The following is an 18,351-nucleotide window of genomic DNA, read 5'->3' as shown; positions in this document are numbered from 1 at the left end:
TGGTGCCGCACGGCGCGGACATCCGGTAAGAGACCTTTCGACCTGTGGACGGGAGCCCCCGTAGGAGGGTCCTACAAGCCGCGTCGCTTCCGCATCTGGCGGACGAGCGCCGCGGTGCCGAGCAGGGCCACCGTCGCACCCGCCGCGCCCGCGGCCGTCGCGTCCTTGCGGCCCAGCCGGCGGCCGGCGACGGTGTGCCGGCCCGCGGCCTCCTCCAGGAGCGCGGTGAGGACCTCCTCGTTGGTCCACTTCGGCCGCCAGCCGGCGTCGTGCAGCCGTCCGACGCTCACCACCCAGGGGTGCATCGTGTAGGCGAGGTCCCCCGCCGGGGACGGCGTGAGGCCGATCCGGTGGAGGCGGGCCGCGGCGCCGAGGGCGACGGCGGAGGGGAGCTCCATGCGCCGGATGCCGGAGAGCTCCTCGACCTCCTCCTGTTCCAGCCAGCCGTCGCAGCCGACGGCGAACTCGCCCTCGACCTTCTCCAGGGCCGCGTACTCCAGGGCGCTCACCAGGTCCTCGACGTGACAGAACTGCCAGGTCGGCCGGGATCCGGCGACGACGAGCAGCCGGGGCGACTCGAAGTAGCGGGTCAGCGCCGTGTCCGTACCGCCGACGAGGACGGCCGGGCGGACGACGGTGACGTTGAGTCCGGGGTGGGCGCGGGGCGCGCGGCGGCCGAGCCGCTCGATCTCCAGCATGTCGCCGACGCCGGTGGCCTCGGCGGTGGCCTTGAGCTCGGCGTCCTCGGAGAGCGGGATGTCGTTGTCGGGCAGCGCGCCGTAGACCATCGCGGAGGTGCACAGCACCACCCGGCGGACCCCGGCGGCGGCGGCCGCGGTCAGCACGGTCTGCGTGCCGCGCACGTTGTAGGCCGTTCGGGCGGCGGGGTCGGTCTCCAGGTCGAGATCGACAGCGAGGTGCACGACGACGTCCGCGCCGCGCAGCTTCTCCGCGATGGCCGGATCGCGCACGTCGAGGATGTGCCACTGCGCCTCGGCGACCTCGCCCCGGCGCTCGTCGATCGCGACGATGAGCTTGACCTCGTCGGACGCGGCGAGACGCCTGGTCAGCAGGTCTCCGACGCCGGACGCGGCGCCGGTGACCGCGACGACGGGTCCGCGCGCGGCGGACCGGGTTGAGGGGTTTCGCGCTCCGCGAACCTGAGGATCTGGGGAACTCACCGGGCGTCTCCAGCGGTTGTCTTCAGTACGTACGCCGCATGACGCGTACGGACCAGGTGGCGTCCATCCTGCCGCAGGGCACGGCCCGGCGGAGCACCGAGCCCATTTCCGGCCCGGATGTCTACGCTGGTGGTGTGCGGGTCTGTCTGACAGACCTGGTCGGGCAGTCGCCGTCGGCAGGAGGCCGGCGGCCCTACGAGCCGAGGAAACCTGTGAGTGACACCCCATTCGGATTCGGCCTTCCGCCGGAGGAGCCGGAGAACGGCGACGAGGGCAAGAAGAAGGACCCCGCCGGAGGTGGCCAGGGGTCCGGTGGCCAGGGCGGCAACCCGTTCGGGGCGAACCCGTTCGGCTTCGGCGGACTGCCGGGCATGGGCGGGCCGGGCGGGGCGGACAACCCGTTCGCCGCGATGTTCGGCTCGCTGAACCCCAACGACCTGGGGGCGGCCTTCCAGCAGCTCGGGCAGATGCTGAGCTACGAGGGCGGTCCCGTGAACTGGGACATGGCCAAGCAGATCGCGCGCCAGGTGGTCGCGCAGGGCACGGCCGACGGCACCAAGGACGCCAGCGTGGGCCCCGCGGAGAAGTCCGCGGTCGAGGAGGCCGTGCGCCTCGCCGACCTCTGGCTCGACCAGGTCACGTCGCTCCCCTCGGGCGCGAACACGGCGGTGGCGTGGAGCCGCGCCGAGTGGGTCGAGGCGACGCTGCCCGCGTGGCAGCAGCTGGTGGACCCGGTCGCCGAGCGGGTCGGCTCGGCGATGGGCGACGTCCTGCCGCAGGAGATGCAGGCCATGGCGGGCCCGCTCATCGGCATGATGCGCTCGATGGGCGGCGCCATGTTCGGCCAGCAGATCGGGCAGGCCGTCGGCGCGCTCGCCGGCGAGGTCGTCGGTTCGACCGACGTCGGTCTGCCGCTCGGCCCGGCGGGGCGCGCGGCGCTGCTGCCGCTGAACATCGAGGCGTTCGGCAAGGACCTGGGCGTGCCCTCGGACGAGGTGCGGCTGTACCTGGCCCTGCGCGAGGCCGCCCACCAGCGTCTCTTCGCGCACGTGCCGTGGCTGCGGGCGCACCTGTTCGGCGCGGTCGAGGGGTACGCGCGCGGGATCAAGGTCGACACCTCGAAGCTGGAGGAGGCGGTCGGCCAGCTCGACCCGACCCACCCGGAGCAGCTGCAGGAGGCCCTCCAGCAGGGCATGTTCCAGCCGGAGGACACTCCGGAGCAGAAGGCGGCTCTGGCCCGTCTGGAGACCGCGCTCGCGCTGGTCGAGGGCTGGGTGGACGCGGTGGTCCACGAGGCCGCCAAGTCCCGTCTGACCTCGGCGGACGCGCTGCGGGAGACGCTGCGCCGGCGCCGTGCCTCGGGCGGTCCCGCCGAGCAGACCTTCGCGACGCTGATCGGTCTGGAGCTGCGGCCGCGGCGCCTGCGGGACGCGGCGCGCCTGTGGGCCTCGCTGACCGACGCGCGCGGGGTCGACGGCCGGGACGGTCTGTGGGAGCACCCGGACATGCTGCCGACGGCGACCGACCTCGACGACCCGGACGGTTTCGTCCACCGCGAGCACCTCGACTTCTCCGAGCTCGACAAGATGCTCGGCGAGGCGGCGGAGGGCCGCTCCGACGACGAGGGCAAGGACGACGGCGCCCAGTGACCCTGCACGACGACGCGGTCCTCGTACTGAAGGAGTACGGGGACCAGGAAGAGCTCCGGCGGGTCTACCTGGACCACCTCGCGGCCCATCCCGACGGCATGTACAAGCCGTGCGGGGCCGGTCACCTCACCAGCAGCGCGCTGGTGGTCGACCCGTCGCGGGGCCGGGTGCTCCTGACCCTGCACAGGAAGCTGGGCATGTGGCTGCAGATGGGCGGCCACTGCGAGGCCGGTGATCCGACGGTGGAGGCCGCCGCGCTGCGCGAGGCGACGGAGGAGTCCGGGATCGCGGGCCTGACGCTGCTGCCGGGCGGCCCGGTGCGGCTCGACCGGCATCCGATTCCGGCGCCCTGCCACTGGCACCTGGACGTGCAGTACGCGGCGCTGGCGCCGGCCGGCGCGGTGGCGGAGATCAGCGAGGAGTCGCTGGACCTGCGCTGGTTCGCGTACGAGGAGGTGGCGGGCGTGGCGGACACGTCGGTGGTGCGCCTCCTGGAGGCCGCGCTGGCCCGCCTCCCGTAGAGCGGGAGACGGGGAAGGGGGCGGTCGCCGCGGCGACCGCCCCCTTCCCCGTGCTCGGGTGCTCAGTTCCAGGCGTTGTTCTGGTTCTGGGCGTGGGCGCCGTGCTGTCCGGCGCCGAACTGGGCGGCGATGCCCTGGCCGATGGCCACGTGCTGCGGGGGCATGACCTCGCTGGGCTGGACCAGTGCGAAGCCCTGGCCGAGGAAGCTGAGCTCCCAGCCCTCGCCGGTGTCGCCGCGCCGGCGGCGGACGCTGGAGTTGGTCGTCTGCGCCTGCATCTGGACGCGCAGGCCGGTGGACCAGGCGACGATCGCGTCCGCGTCGACGCTGACGTACTTCTCGGGCGTGACCTGCATCGTCAACGGCTGGCCGGAGGTCATCAGGGCGACCTTGCCGCGGCCGGAGATGTTGAGCTGGTACTTGCCGGAGCCGGAGATGCCGTACTGGCTGTCGACGGCGATGACCTCGGTGTGGAGGGTCGAGTCGAGCGCCAGGACGTAGGAGCTGTCCACGGTGAGGCCCTCCTGCTCGACCTCCACGACGTGGACGTACTGGGCGAGGTTGGCGAAGTAGACCGTGCCCTGGCCGGAGCAGCGCATCAGGTCGAGGCCCTCGCCGGTGCGGGCCTGGGCCCGCCGCTGGCTCGGGGTCTTGTACTCGCCGTCGAAGTCGACGAGTCCCTGGTACGCGACCATGGCGCCCTTGCGGGCGAGGACGTCGTCCTGGCCGGTGAGGCTGACCCGCAGCAGCTGCGGGTTCTGGATGACGTACCGCTCCTGGCTCTGCTGTTCGGCGTGGTTGAAAAGCGGGCTCTGCATGGTGTGTTCTCGCTCCCCCTCAGCCCCGGACCCGCAGGCGGTCGGTGCTGTCCTCGCTCGGCTGTACGACGACGATGCCCTGGCCCGAGAAGGCCATCTGGAATGCCTCGCCGCTGCCCCGCCCGATGAGGGAGGACGCCTTGAAGCTGCGCTTGCCCTTGACCTTGAGCGTCGGCGACCAGGCGACGAGCGCGTCGGGGTCGACGTAGGTCTCGTCCTCGCCCCGGCCGCAGTCGACGACGATCGGCGTGCCGCGCGAGGTGAGCGCGACCCAGCCGGTGCCGGCGATCTGCACGTTGAACAGGCCCTGGCCGGCGAACTTGGCGAGCCCCTTGACCCGCTCGACGCCCCACTGGAGGTGGGCGTCGAAGGCGAGCAGGTTGGTGCCGTTGACCGAGATCGAGTCGTTCTGCAGGTTGATCACGACGACGTCGGCGCCGTAGTCGGCGAGGTAGAGCAGTCCGTCGCCGGAGCACTTCATGATCGGCGCGCCCTCGCCGGTGGCCCACTGCTGGGCGACCTGGCGGACGGCGGGCGGGTTGGGCTCGTAGGTGATGAAGCCCTCGTAGGCGACCATCGAGCCGGTCCGGGCGTACAGGTCCTGGCCGGAGGCCATGGCGACCCGCAGCATGGCGCGGCCGTGGTTCTCCATCCGGGCCGCGACGGGGGTCGGGGCGTAGCCCGCGAGTTGCTGGTTCATGACTTCGGGCTCCCTCAGACCTCGTAGGGCTGGACGACGATGAAGTTGCCGGGCGCACCCCGGAACTGCAGGTTGACGGTCTCCCCGCTGTGGCCGGGGTAGGCGTTGCGACGGAGCCGCACCTGGCTGGAGAGGATGACCTGGGACGCGGACGACCAGGCGACGACGGCCTGGCAGTCGGCGAAGGTCGTCGGCGTGACGGGCAGGACGACGGGGACGCCGTGGGTCTTCACGACGACCGTGCCGGTGCCCTGGAACTGCATGGTGAACAGGGCGCCGCCGGGGATGCCGTGGCCCTCGATGCGACGGACCTCGTACTGGAGGGACTCGTCGAAGGCGAGCACGTTCTCGGCGGAGACGCAGATGCCGTCGCCCTGGAGCTCGATCGGGTGCAGGTGCGCGCCCTCCTCGGCGAGGAAGACCTGGCCGCGGCCGGTGCAGCGCATCAGCTGCATCTCCTGGCCGGTGGCGTTGCCGACGATCCGGCCGGCGAAGCCCGCGCCCTTGTAGCCGAAGTCGACCTTGCCCTGGTACATGACCATGGAGCCCTGGCGGGCGAGGACGGGCACGCCGCCCATGGCGAGGTCGACCCGCATGAGCTGCTGGTTCTGCGGCGCCCAGCGGGCGCCGGTGGCGGTCTCCTTGTACGGCGCGAGGGCTGCGGCGAGCCCTGCCCCGGTCGCCGGGACGCCCTGTGGGACGCCCGCGGGCGGCTGGCCGTAGCCGGGCGGCTGCTGGCCGTACCCCGGGGGCTGCTGCCCGTAGGGGGCGGGGGCGGGCTGCCCGTACGGAGGCGTCTGCGGGGGCTGGCCCTGGCCGGGGTACTGGCCGGGGGCCTGTCCCGGGACCTGGCCGTACTGCGGCGGCTGCCCGTACTGCGGCTGCTGCGGCGGCTGTCCGTAGGGGGCGGGGGCCGGCGCGGGCGGCGGGACGGCGGTGGGCGCCAGCGGCGCGACCATCGTCGGGGCCGTGTGGACCGGCTGCGCGGGGGCGGGCGGCACGGGCGCCTGCGGCGGCGCGCCGAACGCGGGGGCCGGAGCCTGCGCGGGCGCGCCGAACGCGGGCGGCGCCGCGCCCTGCGGCGGCGGGGCGAACCCGGGGGCGGCGCCCTGGGGCTGCGGTGCCGCGGGCTCCTCCTCGGCGACCTCGCCGCCGAAGTTCCGCAGCAGCGCGTCCAGACCTCCGTCGAAGCCCTGGCCGACGGCGGCGAAGCGCCAGACGTCCTTGAGGTAGAAGTCGCCGAGCATCACCGCGCGCTCGGTGGAGAACTCCGCGCCGGTGAACGCGTACCGGGCGACCTCCTCGCCGCCGGCGACGATCCGCAGGTGGCCGGGGCCGATCTGGGACATCTGGCCGGCGCCGTCGACCGTCGCGGTGAACGACAGCTTGTGGATGTGCGCGGGGATGCGGTCGAGCGTGACGCGGAAGGACTCGGTGTCGCCGGACTGCGCCCCGAGCAGCTGGACGGACTCCTCGGGCGTCTTCGGCTGGTTGAAGAAGACGAAGTAGCGGTCGTCCGACAGCCGCTCGTCGGCGTCGAGGCCGAAGCAGCTGATGTCGAAAGTCAGTCCGGGTGCCGCGATCTGCACACCGACGTACAGATCGGTCCCCGCGGTCAGATCACTGATCTTGGCCTTGTGGCCGCGTTGGAATTCCCTGGCCATGCGTAACGACCGTCCCCCATCCCGAATGGCGAATGCTCGCGCCAGGCTAACGGCTGACCACGACATTGAGACAGGGCGGGTCGTTTTCGGTACGGAATCGGGAAACACGCGCACGCGTGCGTACCGCCGCCGTCACTCCTCGCGTGCGGCCGGAAGGTGCGGCAGCCGCGCGGCGGCGACGACGCCCTCCAGATAGCCGCGCGCCCGCTCGGTGCGGGGGTAGGACTCCAGGAGCCGCCAGAACTCCGGGCCGTGGCCGGGGACGAGGAGGTGGGCCAGCTCGTGCAGGAGGACGTAGTCGACGACGTACTCGGGCATGCCCTGGAGGCGGTGGGAGAGCCGGATGCTGCCCTCCGAGGGGGTGCAGGAGCCCCAGCGGGTGTTCTGGTTCGTGACCCAGCGGACGGACCGCGGACGGGCCCGGCCCCCGAAGTACTGCTCCGAGAGGTGCAGGGCCCGCTCGGTCAGCTCGTGGTCGCCGAGGACGCCCCGGCTCTCCTGGGCGGCCAGCTTGTCCAGCATCACGCCGACCCAGCGCCGCTCCTCGGCCTCGGACATCCGGGCCGGGATGAGCACGATGGTCCGGTCGCCCTCCCGGTACGCCGAGACGGTCCGGCTCCGCCGCGCGCTTCGGCGCACCTCGACCGCGCTCGTCCCCGCACCGCGGGGCTGCTTGCTGGTCACGCTGCGCTGTGGGTCGGCGGGCACGGCCCCGACGTTACCCGCTGAGGGCGCGGGAAGTCCCGCCTCCTGAGTGGTTTCGGGGAGAGTTCCGACACCTGCGCGTCCCATTCGAATGACTAATCCCCGAGCCTGTGGACAACTTTCGGCGACCGTCACGACAGCGGGGCATTCTCCCCACGGGACGGCGAAAACGCCGTTGTCGATCATGAAATGCGATCAGGGGCGGGGACGGAAATGCATCCGATGGTGAAACCGGCGCTGCGGCGGGCCTGGCGGAGTCTGCAGAGCGTGCAGTTCGGGGTCACCCCCGCCCACGCGGTGGTGCTCGGCCCGGTCGGCGCCGACACGGGGGCGGTCCTCGGCCTGCTCGACGGCACCCGCGGGACCGAGCGGCTCCGGGCCGAGGCCGGGGCGCTCGGCCTGCCCGACGGGCGTCTGGAGGCGCTCCTCGGCCGGCTGGAGTCGGCCGGGCTCCTCGCGGACGCCGGCACCGGGCGGCCCGGCCGGGCCGGACCCGCCGCCGGCGCCGTGGACCACGCCCTCGACCCGCTCCGCGCCGACCTGGCCGCCCTCTCGGTGGTCCACCCCGAGCCCGGGCAGGCCGCGCGGACCCTCGCGGCCCGGCGCGCCCTCCGGGTCCAGGTCCGGGGCGCGGGCCGGGTGGGGGCGACCGTGGCGGCCCTGCTCGCCGCGGCCGGCGTGGGCGGGATCGAGGTACTGGACTCCGGCCGCGTGGAGCCCTGGGAGACGGCCCCCGGCGGCCTGCCCGCCGAAGCCGTCGGGGAGCGCCGCGCCACGGCCGCCCGCCGTCTGGTCGGGCGCTGGACCCGGCCCCCGGCCCGCACCGCGGCGTCGGGGGTGCGGGGCGGGGCGGGTGACGGCGGCGGGAGCGGCGGCCTTTCACTCGTCGTGGTGACCCCGCGGGACGGTCTGGGGGCGTACGTCCCCGATCCCCTGCCGGCCGAGCCCTGGATCTCCACGGGCACCCCGCACCTGTACGCGGGGGTCCTGGAGGCGACGGGGGTCGTGGGGCCGCTCGTGCTGCCGGGCTCCACGGCCTGCGCGCGCTGCCTCCAGGAGGACCGGACCGACCGGGAGCCGGTGTGGCCCCGGCTGCTCGCCCAGTGGCGCTCCGGCGCCCCGCACGCGCTGCCCGCCTGCGACCTGGGCCTGGCGACGGCGGTGGCGGGGCTCGCCGCCGCGCACGCCCTTGCCTTCCTCGACGGCGGCCTCCCGGCGAGCGCGGGCACCCGCTGGGAGACGTCCGCGCCGTCTCTGGAGTGGCGGGCGGAGCGGCTGGGACCCCATCCGGCCTGCCCCTGCGGGGCGGCGCGAGGGGCGGAGGGGGAGCGCGCCTCGGCGGCCGCGGGCACGCACGACACAATGGCGGGGTAACGGCCCTGCGCGGCACGGCAGTCTGGGTTTTGGAGGGGCGTATGTCTGATCTTCCCCGGAAGGCGGTCACCCGGACCGCCAAGTTGGCCGCGTTGCCCTTGGGCTTCGCGGGCCGGGCCACCTGGGGCCTGGGCAAGCGGATCGGCGGGAGATCGGCGGAACTCGTCGCCCGCGAACTCCAGCAGCGCACGGCCGAGCAGCTGTTCAAGGTGCTCGGCGAGCTGAAGGGCGGGGCCATGAAGTTCGGGCAGGCGCTGTCCGTCTTCGAGTCGGCCCTCCCCGAGGAGGTCGCCGGACCTTACCGGGCGGCGCTGACGAAGCTCCAGGACGCGGCTCCCCCGATGCCGACCCGCACGGTGCACACCGTGCTGGAGGAGCGGCTCGGAACCGAGTGGCGGGAGCTGTTCCTGGAGTTCGAGGACAAGCCGGCGGCGGCCGCCTCGATCGGCCAGGTGCACCGGGCCGTCTGGCACGACGGGCGCGAGGTCGCGGTCAAGGTCCAGTACCCGGGGGCCGGGGAGGCCCTGCTCTCGGACCTGGCCCAGCTGAGCCGCTTCGCCCGGCTCCTCGGTCCGCTGATTCCGGGGATGGACATCAAGCCGCTGATCACCGAGATGCGGGACCGGGTCGCCGAGGAGCTGGACTACGCCCTGGAGGCGGAGGCCCAGCAGCGGCACGCGGAGGAGTTCGCGGACGACCCCGGCGTGGTGGTGCCGGCGGTGGTGCACCGCGCCGAGCAGGTCCTCGTCACCGAGTGGATGGACGGCGTCCCCTTGGCGGAGGTGATCGCCGACGGCACGGAGGCCCAGCGGAACCGGGCGGGCCAGCTGCTGGCCCGCTTCCTCTTCTCCGGCCCGGCCCGCACCGGTCTGCTGCACGCCGACCCGCACCCGGGGAACTTCCGGCTGCTCCCCGGCGCCGACGAGGACGGCGGGCCGGAGAGCTGGCGGCTCGGGGTCCTCGACTTCGGCACGGTGGACCGGCTGCCGGGCGGGCTTCCGGAGACGATCGGCACCTGTCTGCGGACGACCCTCGCCGGCGACGCGGAGACGGTCTACGGGCTGCTGCGCGGGGAGGGCTTCGTCAAGGAGTCCGTCGTCCTCGACCCCGACGCGGTCCTGGAGTACCTGCTGCCGATCATCGAGCCGGCCGAGGTGGAGTCGTTCCAGTTCAGCCGCGGCTGGATGCGCGCCCAGGCGGCCCGGATCGCCGACCCCCGCTCCCCCGCCCACCAGTTGGGCAAGCAGTTGAACCTGCCGCCCTCGTACCTGCTGATACACCGGGTGACGCTCAGCACCATCGGCGTGCTGTGCCAGCTCAACGCGACCGTCCGGCTCCGCGACGAACTGGAGGAGTGGCTGCCCGGCTTCAGCGGACCGGACCCCGCCTAGGCGGAGCCGCCCGGCTTCCGCCAGACGAGGCTGTACCGCCAGAACAGACGGCGACGCAGCCGCGCGCCGGGGAGGATCCGCCGGGCGGCGAGGGCGATGTCGCCGAAGGTCTCCTCGGCGTCCCGGGTCGCCGCGGTCATCGCGACCGGCCGGGGCGCCGGACGGCCCCGGCTCCGGAGCAGGCCGGTGGCGACGTTCAGGGGAATCGAGAGCAGGCCGAGAAGGTGGTCGCCGACGGTCGCGGGTCGGGCGAGGCCGAGGACGACCAGGGTGCCGCCGGGGGCCGACCGGTCCCGGAGTCGTTCCAGAGCCGGGATCAGCGGCAGGTGGTGGAGGGTCGCGACGCAGGTGACCGCGGCGTAGGTGCCGTCGTCCCCGGTGTCGGCCAGGGCGTCCTCGACGGCGAAGGTCACACGGGCGGCCGGGTCGGTCAGCTCGCGGGCGCGGGCGACGATCACGGGGTCGGCGTCGACGCCCCGCACGGAGCGGGCGCGGTCGGCGAGGAGCCGGGCGAGGTCGCCGGTTCCGCAGCCGACGTCGAGGGCCCGCTCGGGGCGGGCGGGCAGCCGGCGCAGGATCCACCGGTGGTAGTGGGCGTTGTGGTCCCACGGGTGGGCGGTGTTGAGGCGTTCGAGCGCGCGCAGGACGCCGTCCGTCAGGGTGGCCATCCCGGGAGTGGACCACACGGGTCCCGCGCGGGTCACCACCAGGAGGAGTCGAGGCGGCCCTCGATCGAGCGGATGTTGGCTCGGGCGCACTCCTCGCAGAAGTAGGTGCGCCGGCCGTTCTCCACCGAACAGGTCCAGGTCAGCGGCAGGGTGTCGGCGGTCTTGCCGCAGCGCGCACAGGCGAGGCGCTCCTCGGGGGTACGGGCGTCGTTCACCCTGGTGACGATAGCCCCGGCGCGGCGTCGCCGCCCGGGCAACGCACCGCGGGGGCCGGTCCGTTCGGACCGGCCCCCGCGTCGGCGCCCCGGATGGGGCGCGAGGTCACTGCTCAGTGCATGACGGCCATGGCGAGCGCGCGGCGGGCGCGCAGCGAGACGCGCTCGGCGCGGCGCTGCATGCGCCGGGCGGCGACCAGGCGCACGGCCTGGCGTTCCGCGTCGGCCTCACGCTGACGCTCGTGCATATGGGCACGGGCCAGGGCTTCTGGGATGAGTTGCATTTCACGGGTCCTGTTCTGACGCGCGGTGTACGCCGCGGCGGGGGAGAAGACTGGGGTCGCGGAGCCGAACGGCTCGCCTGCGGAAGAGGTCATCGGGGCCTGCTTCTGGGGATCGTGCGTGAGGGGGCGGTCGATGGTTCCGGTGGCGCTCATGCCGCGACCGGGTTCTTGCGCGGACGGCCACGGGGCCGCTTGCGGGCGACGACCACGCCCTGGACGAAGAGCTCGCCGCCCCAGACGCCCCAGGGCTCACGGCGCTCCTGTGCGCCGGCCAGGCAGGCCGCCACGAGCGGACAGGTCTTGCAGAGGGACTTCGCGTACTCGACGTCGGCCGGGGACTCCGCGAAGAAGACCTCGGGGTCGTAGGCGCGACACGGGACGGGGACGCCGAGGTTCTCGATGGCGTCGTCGAGCGCGGTGAGCGTGGTGAGGGGGGTCAAAGCGGGGTCCTCCGTGAGGCCGGGCAGGGGGAGCGAATCGGAAGGCGGTACGGACGGGGCGTGCGCTTCGAGTTGCACGGTGGTTTTTCCTCGTCTGGTCGTTCCGGCCTGTTGGCCGGGGTTTCGGCTGGTACCGGGTGTTCTGCCCGAGGCCCCTTCACTCCGTCGTCCCCGTTCGGGGACAAACAGAAGGGCCGCGGATCCCGGGTGGGGTTCCGCGGCCCTGAAGGCGCCGGTCTGATCATGGATCAGACTGGATCACTCCAGGGTTCGAGCCCACGGAAGGCCCACATCGTGTGGTGGTGCATCGTCGTCTGCTGCTGGGTGCCGGCACCGGTCGCCGCAAAGCCATAAACCGTGGCCTTGCCTGCTGCTCCTGCTTCCAGTGCCTTGGTCGGTCGCTCATTCCGGCGCTCCACGGCGGCCATGCCGAGACCGGAGAGACCGGTGACGGGCAGGCCGGCGACGGGCAGACCGGTGCCAATGAGAACCGAGGCGGAGAGGCCGAGGGTGCAGGCGGAGACGACCGAGGGATCGGTCATTTTGGCCATGCCGACGAAGCTGGCGGTGCTGACGGAGCTGGTCTGAATGGTCTTGCTGATCACTGGAATCGCCTCCTCTCGGCGTCTCGGAGGGCTCGGGTGCGAGCCGGGCCCTCGATATGTATGTGGACAAGTACAGCACGAAGACAGGGCTTCGAAGAAGCCGCCGTTTCCGTGGTTAAGAACCTATGGCGCTTGACGGGGCAGGCGCAAACTATTTTTCCGACGAGTTTTCCTCAGCCCTCGTCGACGTCCGTCCCTCCGTCCTCACCTGCGCAGATGGCCAGGACGTCGGCTCCGAAGCGGTCCAGCTTCCGCATGCCGACTCCGGCGATGGAGGACAGCTCGCCGTCGGTGGTCGGGACGCGCTCGGCGATGGCCATCAGCGTCTTGTCGGTGAAGACGCAGTAGGCGGGCTGGGCCAGTTCCCGCGCCTGCTCGGCGCGCCAGTCGCGGAGCCGCTCGTACAGCCCCTCGTCCATGTCCGAGGGGCAGTCCTCGCAGCGCATGAGCTTCATGGCGCCCGCCTCGGTGAGGGTCGCGCCGCAGACCCGGCAGAGCACGGGTCCCCGCACCTTGCGCCGGCCCCCGCCGACGCCGCTCCGCTCGATGCCGCCGCGCCCGGCGGACGCGGCCGCGCCGAGGGAGCCGGAGCCGGGCCGCAGCCCCTTGAGGAAGCGGCTGGCGCGCCGGGAGGCCCGGCCGCCCGGGGAGCGGGAGAGCGCCCAGGAGAGCGTGAGGTGGAGCCGGGCGCGGGTGACGCCCACGTACAGCAGGCGGCGCTCCTCCTCGACCTGCTCGTCGGTCTTGGCGTAGGTGATCGGCATCATGCCCTCGGTGAGGCCGACCAGGAAGACGGCGTCCCATTCGAGGCCCTTGGCCGCGTGCAGCGAGGCGAGGGTGACGCCCTGGACGGTCGGGGCGTGCTGGGCGGCGGCCCGCTCGTCGAGCTCGGCGACCAGGTCGGAGAGGGTGGCCCCGGGCCGGGCGCGGGAGAAGTCCTCGGCGAGCCGGACGAGGGCGGCCAGGGACTCCCAGCGGTCGCGGACGGCGCCCGAGCCGGCCGGCGGCCGGTCGGTCCAGCCCTTGGTGGAGAGGACGGCCCTGACCTGCGCGGGGAGGTCGTCCGCTCCGTCGAGGAGGGAGTCGTTGCCCCCGGCGCGGGCCGCGCCGCGCAGGGCGACGCCCGCCTCCCGCACCTCCTGGCGCTCGAAGAAGCGCTCGGCGCCGCGCAGCTGGTAGGGCACGCCGACGTCGGCGAGGGCCTGCTCGTAGACCTCGGACTGGGCGTTGATCCGGTAGAGGACCGCGATCTCCCCGGCGGGGACGCCGGCGGCGATGAGGTCGCGGATGCGGCGGGCGGTGCCCTCGGCCTCGGACGGCTCGTCGGCGTACTCCGTGTACGCGGGCTCGGGGCCGGGGTCGCGCTGGGAGATCAGCTCCAGGCGGTGCTCGGCGGCCCGGCCGCGGGCCTGGCCGAGCAGTCCGTTGGCGAGGTGGACGACCTGCGGGGTCGAGCGGTAGTCGCGGACCAGCTTGACCACGGTGGCGCCCGGGTGCCGGGTGCGGAAGTTCAGCAGGTGGTCGGGGGTGGCACCGGTGAAGGAGTAGATCGTCTGGCTGGCGTCGCCGACGACGCAGAGGTTGTCCCGGTCGCCGAGCCAGAGATCGAGCAGCCGCTGCTGGAGCGGCGAGACGTCCTGGTACTCGTCCACGACGAAGTGCTGGTACTGGCGGCGGATCTGGTCGGCGATGTCGTGCCGGTCCTGGAGGATGCCGACGGTGAGCAGCAGCACGTCCTCGAAGTCGATCACCGAGCGGTCGCGCTTGAGCTGTTCGTACATGGCATAGATCTGGCCGATCTCGGCCGGGTCGCGGGGGGCTTCCCGGACGGACTTGGCGACCACGGCCGGGTAGTCGGCGGGGACCGTCTGCGTGACCTTGGCCCATTCGATCTCGCCGGTGACGTCCCTGAGCTCGTTGCGGTCGAGCCGGACGCGGCAGCGGGCCGCCGCGTCGGCGACGAGCTGGATCTTCCGCTCCAGGAGCCGGGGCAGTTCGCCACCGACTGCTTTCGGCCAGAAGAACTGGAGCTGCCGGAGCGCGGCGGAGTGGAAGGTGCGGGCCTGGACGCCCCCCGCGCCGAGCTGCCGGAGGCGGCCCCGCATCTCCCCCGCGGCCCGGTTGGTGAAGGTGACGGCCAGCACACTGGAGGGCTGGAGCACGTTCGCCCGGACGCCGTACGCGATGCGGTGGGTGATGGCCCGCGTCTTGCCCGTGCCGGCGCCGGCGAGCACGCACACCGGGCCCGTCAGGGCCAGCGCGACCTCGCGCTGCTCGGGGTCGAGCCCGTCGAGCACCGCGTCGGCCGTCTCCGGGACCTGCGGGAAGAGAGTGGAGTGCGTTGCTGCTGTCACTCCGCCATGCTGCCAGGTCCGGCGGGCCGGTGCGGAGGACCGTCCACAGGCCGCCGGCTCCGGTCGTACGAATTCCGGGAATGGAGAGGCGGGGGCGTACGTTCTCCTTCTCGGCACCCGTCAGCGAACAAGAGGAGCGCCACGCCATGCAGGGCACCGTGACGATGTACAGCACCACGTGGTGCGGCTACTGCCGTCGGCTGAAGAGCCAGATGGACCGCGAGGGCATCGCGTACACCGAGGTCAACATCGAGCTGGACGCCGACTCGGCCGCGTTCGTCGAGAAGGCCAACGGCGGCAACCAGACCGTGCCGACCGTCCTCTTCCCGGACGGCTCCACGCTGACGAACCCCTCGCTCGCGCAGGTCAAGCAGAAGATCGGCGTCTGAGCCACCGCGCTCTCGGACCCCCGGCCGGCGAACCGCCCGGCCGGGGGTCCGTCGTGTGCGGGGCCCTCGCGGGGCCCTGGGAGGGAGCGGGCCGCTCAGGGGGCGGTCAGCACCATCAGGTCGTAGCGCTCGTCGACGGGGACGGGGCCGGTGGCGCCCTCGCGGCGCGCGTCGGCCGCCAGGTGGTCGAGTCCGTCCTCGAACTCCGCCGGGCTGAGTCGGCCGAACTTCGACTGGGGGCGGGCGGTCAGCCGTGCGTGGTAGGTCCGCAGGTCGACGGCGACCGGGCGGGCGAAGGACGTGACCTTCCGCACGGTGAAGCCGGCCGAGGCGAAGTCCTCGCGGATCTCGTCCGCCGACGGGAAACGCGTCCGGTCCAGCTCGCGCAGCTTCGGCCAGTAGTCGTAGACGAGGGCGTCCAGGCGGTCCCGGAAGGTCGTCCGGACGACCACCACTCCCCCCGGGCGCAGGACCCGGGCCAGTTCGCCGGCCACGCGGGGGCGGTCGGGCAGGTGGTGGATCACCCGGGACAGCAGCGCGAGGTCGAAGGCGCCGGAGCGGACGGGCAGCGCCTCGGCGTCGCCGCGCAGATAGTGCACCGCGGGACGGTCGTGGTGGCGCACGGCCTCGGCGAGCATCGCCGCGGAGGGGTCGACGCCGACCACCGTCGACGGGGCGAGCCAGCGGGCCGCGGCGGCGCAGAACATGCCGGTGCCGGCGCCGACCTCCACGATGGCGGGGGCGGGCCGGTCCGTGAAGGAGCCGATCAGCCGGGTCCAGTCACGGAGCGACGCCTCGGGCATCTCGTTGCCCCGCTGGTACGCGCCCGCCAGCCGCTCGTCGTCGTACACCCTGTTCCGCGTCATGACCGGCATCGTGCCAGAGGTGTCAGACCACGTCACCGGGCTTGGGCAGCGGCTTGCCGTACCAGCGCTCGATCAGGCGGGAGGCGATCGAGATGCCGTACGGGGGCACGACCTCGCCCGACTCGAAGGCGGCGGCCAGGTCGTCGCGGGAGAACCAGCGCGCCTCGTGTATCTCCTCGCCGTCCACGGTGATCTCCGAGGAGGTGGCGCGGGCGAAGAAGCCCAGCATCAGGCTGGAGGGGAAGGGCCAGGGCTGGCTGGCGATGTACTCGACCTCGCCGATCGTGACGCCCGCCTCCTCGAAGACCTCGCGGACCACCGACTGCTCGATGGACTCGCCGGGCTCGACGAAGCCGGCCAGGGTGGAGAAGCGGCCCTCGGGCCAGTGGACCTGGCGGCCGAGCAGTGCCCGGTCCCGGTCGTCGGTGACGAGCATGATCACCGCGGGGTCGGTGCGCGGGTAGTGCTCGGCGCCGCACGCCTGGCAGCGGCGGATGTGGCCGGCGGCGGCGATGACCGTGCGCTCGCCGCAGCGCGAGCAGAAGCGGTGGAGGCGCTGCCAGTTCTCCAGGGCGACCGCGTGCACCATGAGGCCCGCGTCCCGGTCCGACAGCAGCAGCCCGGCCTCGCGCAGCCCCGCGGGGCGGGCGGACTGGTCCATGCGGCCGGGCAGGGAGTCCTTCTGGAGGGCGAAGTAGGAGACCCCGTCGGCGTCCGTGCCCAGGAAGTAGCGGTGCGTCTCGGTGACGGGGGCCTCGAAGGCCGGGGTCATGACGAGCTCGGTGGTGCCGTCGGGCCGGTCGTCGATCAGCACCTGGCCCCCGGAGACCACGAAGACCCGGGTCGTGGGGTGGCTCCAGGCCGCGGCGAGCCACGCCTCGTCGAGGCGGTGGTGGGCGGCCCGGTCGACGCCGCTCGGTGCGGTGAGCGAGATCGGGCGGTCCGCGGACGCGTTCTTCAGGGTGCTCACAGGTGCTTCCAACTCCCCCGGATCGGTATGTGGGTTCAGCGCTCGGCGACGGCCTGTCCGGCCGTTCGCGTCGGGTCGGGCCGGGCGTTCGGCGCGCGGGTGCGCACCGGGCGGCCCGGACCCGGCGGGAATCGTCAGACGGGCCCCAGGGCGGCGGGCAGGTCGCCCCAGAGATGAGCGGTCGTCTCGACGCCCTTCATGAGGAGATCGAGCTCGATCTTCTCGTCGGGGGCGTGCCAGCCGTCGGACGGGACGGAGATGCCGAGGAAGAGGACGGGTGCCTCCAGGACGTCCTGGAGGTCGGCGGCCGGGCCGGAGCCGCCCTCGCGGGTGTAGCGGACCTTCGCGCCGTCGAAGGCCCGGCTCATGGCGCCGGCCACCGCCTTGAGGGCGGGGTGGTCGAGGGGCGTGAGGCACGGGCGGGTCGGTGCGCCGAAGGTGATCCCGTACCGGATGCCGGCCGGGACGAGTCCGTCGAGCCACGCGCGTACGGCGAGCTCGATCTTGTCGGGGTCCTGGCCCGCGACGAGCCGGAACGACAGCTTCAGCTGGGCGGAGGAGGGGATGATCGTCTTGCCGCCGGGGCCCTGGTAGCCGCCGCCGATGCCGTTGACCTCGGCGGTGGGGCGGGCCCAGACCCGCTCCAGGGTGGAGAAGCCCGCCTCGCCGAGGGTGCCGTGGGACTTGGCCGTCCGCAGCCACGCCTCCTCGTCGAAGGGCAGCTCGGCGACGAGGGCGCGCTCGGCGTCGGTGAGCTCGGTCACCCCGTCGTAGAAGCCGGGGATCGCCACGTGCTCGTCCGCGTCGTGGAGGGCGGCGACGATCCGGCCCGCGACGGTGGCCGGGTTCGGCACGGCTCCGCCGAAGGAGCCGGAGTGGATGTCCTGGTCGGGGCCGTACAGCTCGATCTCGCAGTCGGCCACTCCGCGCATGCCGGTGCAGACGGTGGGCGTCGTCTCGGACCACATGCCGGTGTCGGAGACGATCACGGCGTCGGCGGCGAGGCGCCCGGCGCGGGACTCGACCAGGGCGCGGAAGTGCGGGGAGCCCGACTCCTCCTCGCCCTCGACGAGCAGCTTGAGGTGGACGGCGGGTGCCGTGCGGCCGGTGGCGGCGAGGTGGGCGCGGACGCCGAGTGTGTGGAAGAACACCTGGCCCTTGTCGTCGGCCGCCCCGCGCGCGTACATCCGGCCGTCGACCACGGTGGGCTCGAAGGGGTCCGTGTGCCAGCCGTCCTCGCGGGCCGCCGGCTGGACGTCGTGGTGGCCGTAGACGAGGACGGTCGGGGCGCCGGGGTCCTCCGAGGGCCACTCGGCGAAGACCGCCGGGGCGCCGTCGGTCTCCCAGACCTCGACGGTCGTGAAGCCGGTCTCCGTGAGCTTGGCGGCGAGCCACTCGGCGCTGCGCCGGACGTCCCCGGCCCGGTCCGGCTGTGCCGACACCGAGGGGATGCGCAGCCACTCGGCGAGGTCGCCGAGGAAGGCGGCACGGTGCTGCTCGATGTACGTGCGTACGGCGTGGACGGCGCTGTCCGGGGTCTCGCTCATGCCTCCGAGC

The 18,351-nt window shown here is 73.4% G+C and carries 19 protein-coding genes; 5 read left to right on the top strand and 14 right to left on the bottom strand.

What is annotated here, in order from left to right:
- Positions 1-71: 71 nt before the first annotated feature.
- Positions 72-1,181, bottom strand: coding sequence for an SDR family oxidoreductase (locus AB0424_RS20495; RefSeq protein WP_366307380.1), 1,110 nt, complete (start codon positions 1,179-1,181; stop codon positions 72-74).
- Between the two features lie 212 nt (positions 1,182-1,393).
- Here AB0424_RS20495 and AB0424_RS20490 point away from each other — a divergent pair, with 212 nt between their 5' ends.
- Positions 1,394-2,830: a zinc-dependent metalloprotease gene (locus AB0424_RS20490; RefSeq protein ID WP_366307378.1), complete on the top strand. Its 1,437-nt coding sequence runs from the start codon at positions 1,394-1,396 to the stop codon at positions 2,828-2,830.
- The gene (locus AB0424_RS20485; RefSeq protein ID WP_366307376.1) at positions 2,827-3,351 is read left to right on the top strand and encodes an NUDIX hydrolase; all 525 of its coding nucleotides are present in this window, start codon (positions 2,827-2,829) and stop codon (positions 3,349-3,351) included. The genes AB0424_RS20490 and AB0424_RS20485 overlap by 4 nt, the downstream gene beginning before the upstream one ends.
- A 62-nt stretch (positions 3,352-3,413) precedes the next feature.
- Here the strand turns inward: AB0424_RS20485 and AB0424_RS20480 are convergent, their stop codons facing one another.
- From AB0424_RS20480 to AB0424_RS20465, 4 genes are all read right to left on the bottom strand, one after another.
- Entirely contained in the window at positions 3,414-4,169 is a 756-nt protein-coding gene (locus AB0424_RS20480; RefSeq protein ID WP_366307374.1) for an AIM24 family protein, read from the bottom strand.
- A gap of 19 nt (positions 4,170-4,188) precedes the next feature.
- Positions 4,189-4,869, bottom strand: a complete 681-nt coding sequence (locus tag AB0424_RS20475) for an AIM24 family protein (protein WP_366307372.1) — start codon at positions 4,867-4,869, stop codon at positions 4,189-4,191.
- A 14-nt stretch (positions 4,870-4,883) separates the two neighbouring features.
- Positions 4,884-6,533: a TerD family protein gene (locus AB0424_RS20470; RefSeq protein WP_366307370.1), complete on the bottom strand. Its 1,650-nt coding sequence runs from the start codon at positions 6,531-6,533 to the stop codon at positions 4,884-4,886.
- 132 nt (positions 6,534-6,665) lie between these two features.
- On the bottom strand, positions 6,666-7,241 hold the full coding sequence (locus tag AB0424_RS20465) for a SprT-like domain-containing protein (RefSeq protein ID WP_366307368.1): 576 nt from the start codon (positions 7,239-7,241) through the stop codon (positions 6,666-6,668).
- A 210-nt stretch (positions 7,242-7,451) separates the two neighbouring features.
- Between AB0424_RS20465 and AB0424_RS20460 the strand changes: the two genes are divergently transcribed.
- Together AB0424_RS20460 and AB0424_RS20455 are read left to right on the top strand one after the other, a co-directional pair.
- Entirely contained in the window at positions 7,452-8,612 is a 1,161-nt protein-coding gene (locus AB0424_RS20460) for a ThiF family adenylyltransferase (RefSeq protein ID WP_366307366.1), read from the top strand.
- A gap of 41 nt (positions 8,613-8,653) precedes the next feature.
- Positions 8,654-10,003, top strand: coding sequence for an AarF/ABC1/UbiB kinase family protein (locus AB0424_RS20455; protein ID WP_366307364.1), 1,350 nt, complete (start codon positions 8,654-8,656; stop codon positions 10,001-10,003).
- Here the strand turns inward: AB0424_RS20455 and AB0424_RS20450 are convergent.
- From AB0424_RS20450 to AB0424_RS20425, 6 genes are all read right to left on the bottom strand, one after another.
- Positions 10,000-10,671 carry a class I SAM-dependent methyltransferase gene (locus AB0424_RS20450; RefSeq protein WP_366307362.1) on the bottom strand — a complete coding sequence of 224 codons (672 nt, stop codon included), beginning with the start codon at positions 10,669-10,671 and terminating at the stop codon, positions 10,000-10,002. The two genes, AB0424_RS20455 and AB0424_RS20450, sit on opposite strands and share 4 nt — an antisense overlap.
- Positions 10,672-10,703: 32 nt before the next feature.
- Positions 10,704-10,886 (bottom strand): hypothetical protein, encoded by a 183-nt coding sequence (locus AB0424_RS20445; RefSeq protein ID WP_366307360.1) that lies wholly within the window; start codon positions 10,884-10,886, stop codon positions 10,704-10,706.
- A 113-nt stretch (positions 10,887-10,999) separates the two neighbouring features.
- Positions 11,000-11,323: a hypothetical protein gene (locus AB0424_RS20440; RefSeq protein ID WP_366307358.1), complete on the bottom strand. Its 324-nt coding sequence runs from the start codon at positions 11,321-11,323 to the stop codon at positions 11,000-11,002.
- Complete coding sequence (locus AB0424_RS20435) at positions 11,320-11,688, bottom strand: WhiB family transcriptional regulator (protein WP_189800002.1); 369 nt, start codon at positions 11,686-11,688, stop codon at positions 11,320-11,322. Before AB0424_RS20435 ends, AB0424_RS20440 begins: the two co-directional genes overlap by 4 nt.
- A gap of 170 nt (positions 11,689-11,858) precedes the next feature.
- Complete coding sequence (locus AB0424_RS20430; RefSeq protein WP_366307356.1) at positions 11,859-12,215, bottom strand: hypothetical protein; 357 nt, start codon at positions 12,213-12,215, stop codon at positions 11,859-11,861.
- Positions 12,216-12,388: 173 nt separating this feature from the next.
- Entirely contained in the window at positions 12,389-14,569 is a 2,181-nt protein-coding gene (locus AB0424_RS20425) for an ATP-dependent DNA helicase UvrD2 (protein ID WP_366307354.1), read from the bottom strand.
- A 146-nt stretch (positions 14,570-14,715) separates the two neighbouring features.
- Between AB0424_RS20425 and AB0424_RS20420 the strand changes: the two genes are divergently transcribed.
- A complete protein-coding gene (locus tag AB0424_RS20420; RefSeq protein WP_366307352.1) occupies positions 14,716-14,958 on the top strand; it encodes a mycoredoxin in 243 nt (80 codons plus the stop codon).
- A gap of 95 nt (positions 14,959-15,053) precedes the next feature.
- Here AB0424_RS20420 and AB0424_RS20415 read toward each other — a convergent pair whose 3' ends face one another.
- The 3 genes from AB0424_RS20415 to AB0424_RS20405 form a co-directional block, all read right to left on the bottom strand.
- Positions 15,054-15,824: a methyltransferase domain-containing protein gene (locus AB0424_RS20415; RefSeq protein WP_366307350.1), complete on the bottom strand. Its 771-nt coding sequence runs from the start codon at positions 15,822-15,824 to the stop codon at positions 15,054-15,056.
- A gap of 22 nt (positions 15,825-15,846) precedes the next feature.
- Positions 15,847-16,794, bottom strand: a complete 948-nt coding sequence (nudC, locus tag AB0424_RS20410; protein ID WP_366307348.1) for an NAD(+) diphosphatase — start codon at positions 16,792-16,794, stop codon at positions 15,847-15,849.
- Between the two features lie 134 nt (positions 16,795-16,928).
- Positions 16,929-18,341, bottom strand: a complete 1,413-nt coding sequence (locus tag AB0424_RS20405) for a dipeptidase (protein WP_366307346.1) — start codon at positions 18,339-18,341, stop codon at positions 16,929-16,931.
- Positions 18,342-18,351: the final 10 nt, after the last annotated feature.

Origin of the sequence: Streptomyces sp. NPDC051180, from assembly GCF_040689545.1 — a bacterium.
GTDB lineage: Bacteria > Actinomycetota > Actinomycetes > Streptomycetales > Streptomycetaceae > Streptomyces.
Note: the sequence above shows the minus strand (reverse complement) of the source record. Positions and strands in the feature narration are given on the sequence as shown.

Bases quoted from the DNA above. Each gene is read 5' to 3' on its own strand.
- AB0424_RS20480 (WP_366307374.1), bottom strand. From the start codon at position 4,169: ATGCAGAGCCCGCTTTTCAACCACGCCGAACAGCAGAGCCAGGAGCGG.
- AB0424_RS20475 (WP_366307372.1), bottom strand. From the start codon at position 4,869: ATGAACCAGCAACTCGCGGGCTACGCCCCGACCCCCGTCGCGGCCCGG.
- AB0424_RS20470 (WP_366307370.1), bottom strand. From the start codon at position 6,533: ATGGCCAGGGAATTCCAACGCGGCCACAAGGCCAAGATCAGTGATCTG.
- AB0424_RS20460 (WP_366307366.1), top strand. From the start codon at position 7,452: ATGCATCCGATGGTGAAACCGGCGCTGCGGCGGGCCTGGCGGAGTCTG.
- AB0424_RS20455 (WP_366307364.1), top strand. From the start codon at position 8,654: ATGTCTGATCTTCCCCGGAAGGCGGTCACCCGGACCGCCAAGTTGGCC.
- AB0424_RS20450 (WP_366307362.1), bottom strand. From the start codon at position 10,671: ATGGCCACCCTGACGGACGGCGTCCTGCGCGCGCTCGAACGCCTCAAC.
- AB0424_RS20440 (WP_366307358.1), bottom strand. From the start codon at position 11,323: ATGAGCGCCACCGGAACCATCGACCGCCCCCTCACGCACGATCCCCAG.
- AB0424_RS20420 (WP_366307352.1), top strand. From the start codon at position 14,716: ATGCAGGGCACCGTGACGATGTACAGCACCACGTGGTGCGGCTACTGC.
- AB0424_RS20415 (WP_366307350.1), bottom strand. From the start codon at position 15,824: ATGACGCGGAACAGGGTGTACGACGACGAGCGGCTGGCGGGCGCGTAC.
- AB0424_RS20405 (WP_366307346.1), bottom strand. From the start codon at position 18,341: ATGAGCGAGACCCCGGACAGCGCCGTCCACGCCGTACGCACGTACATC.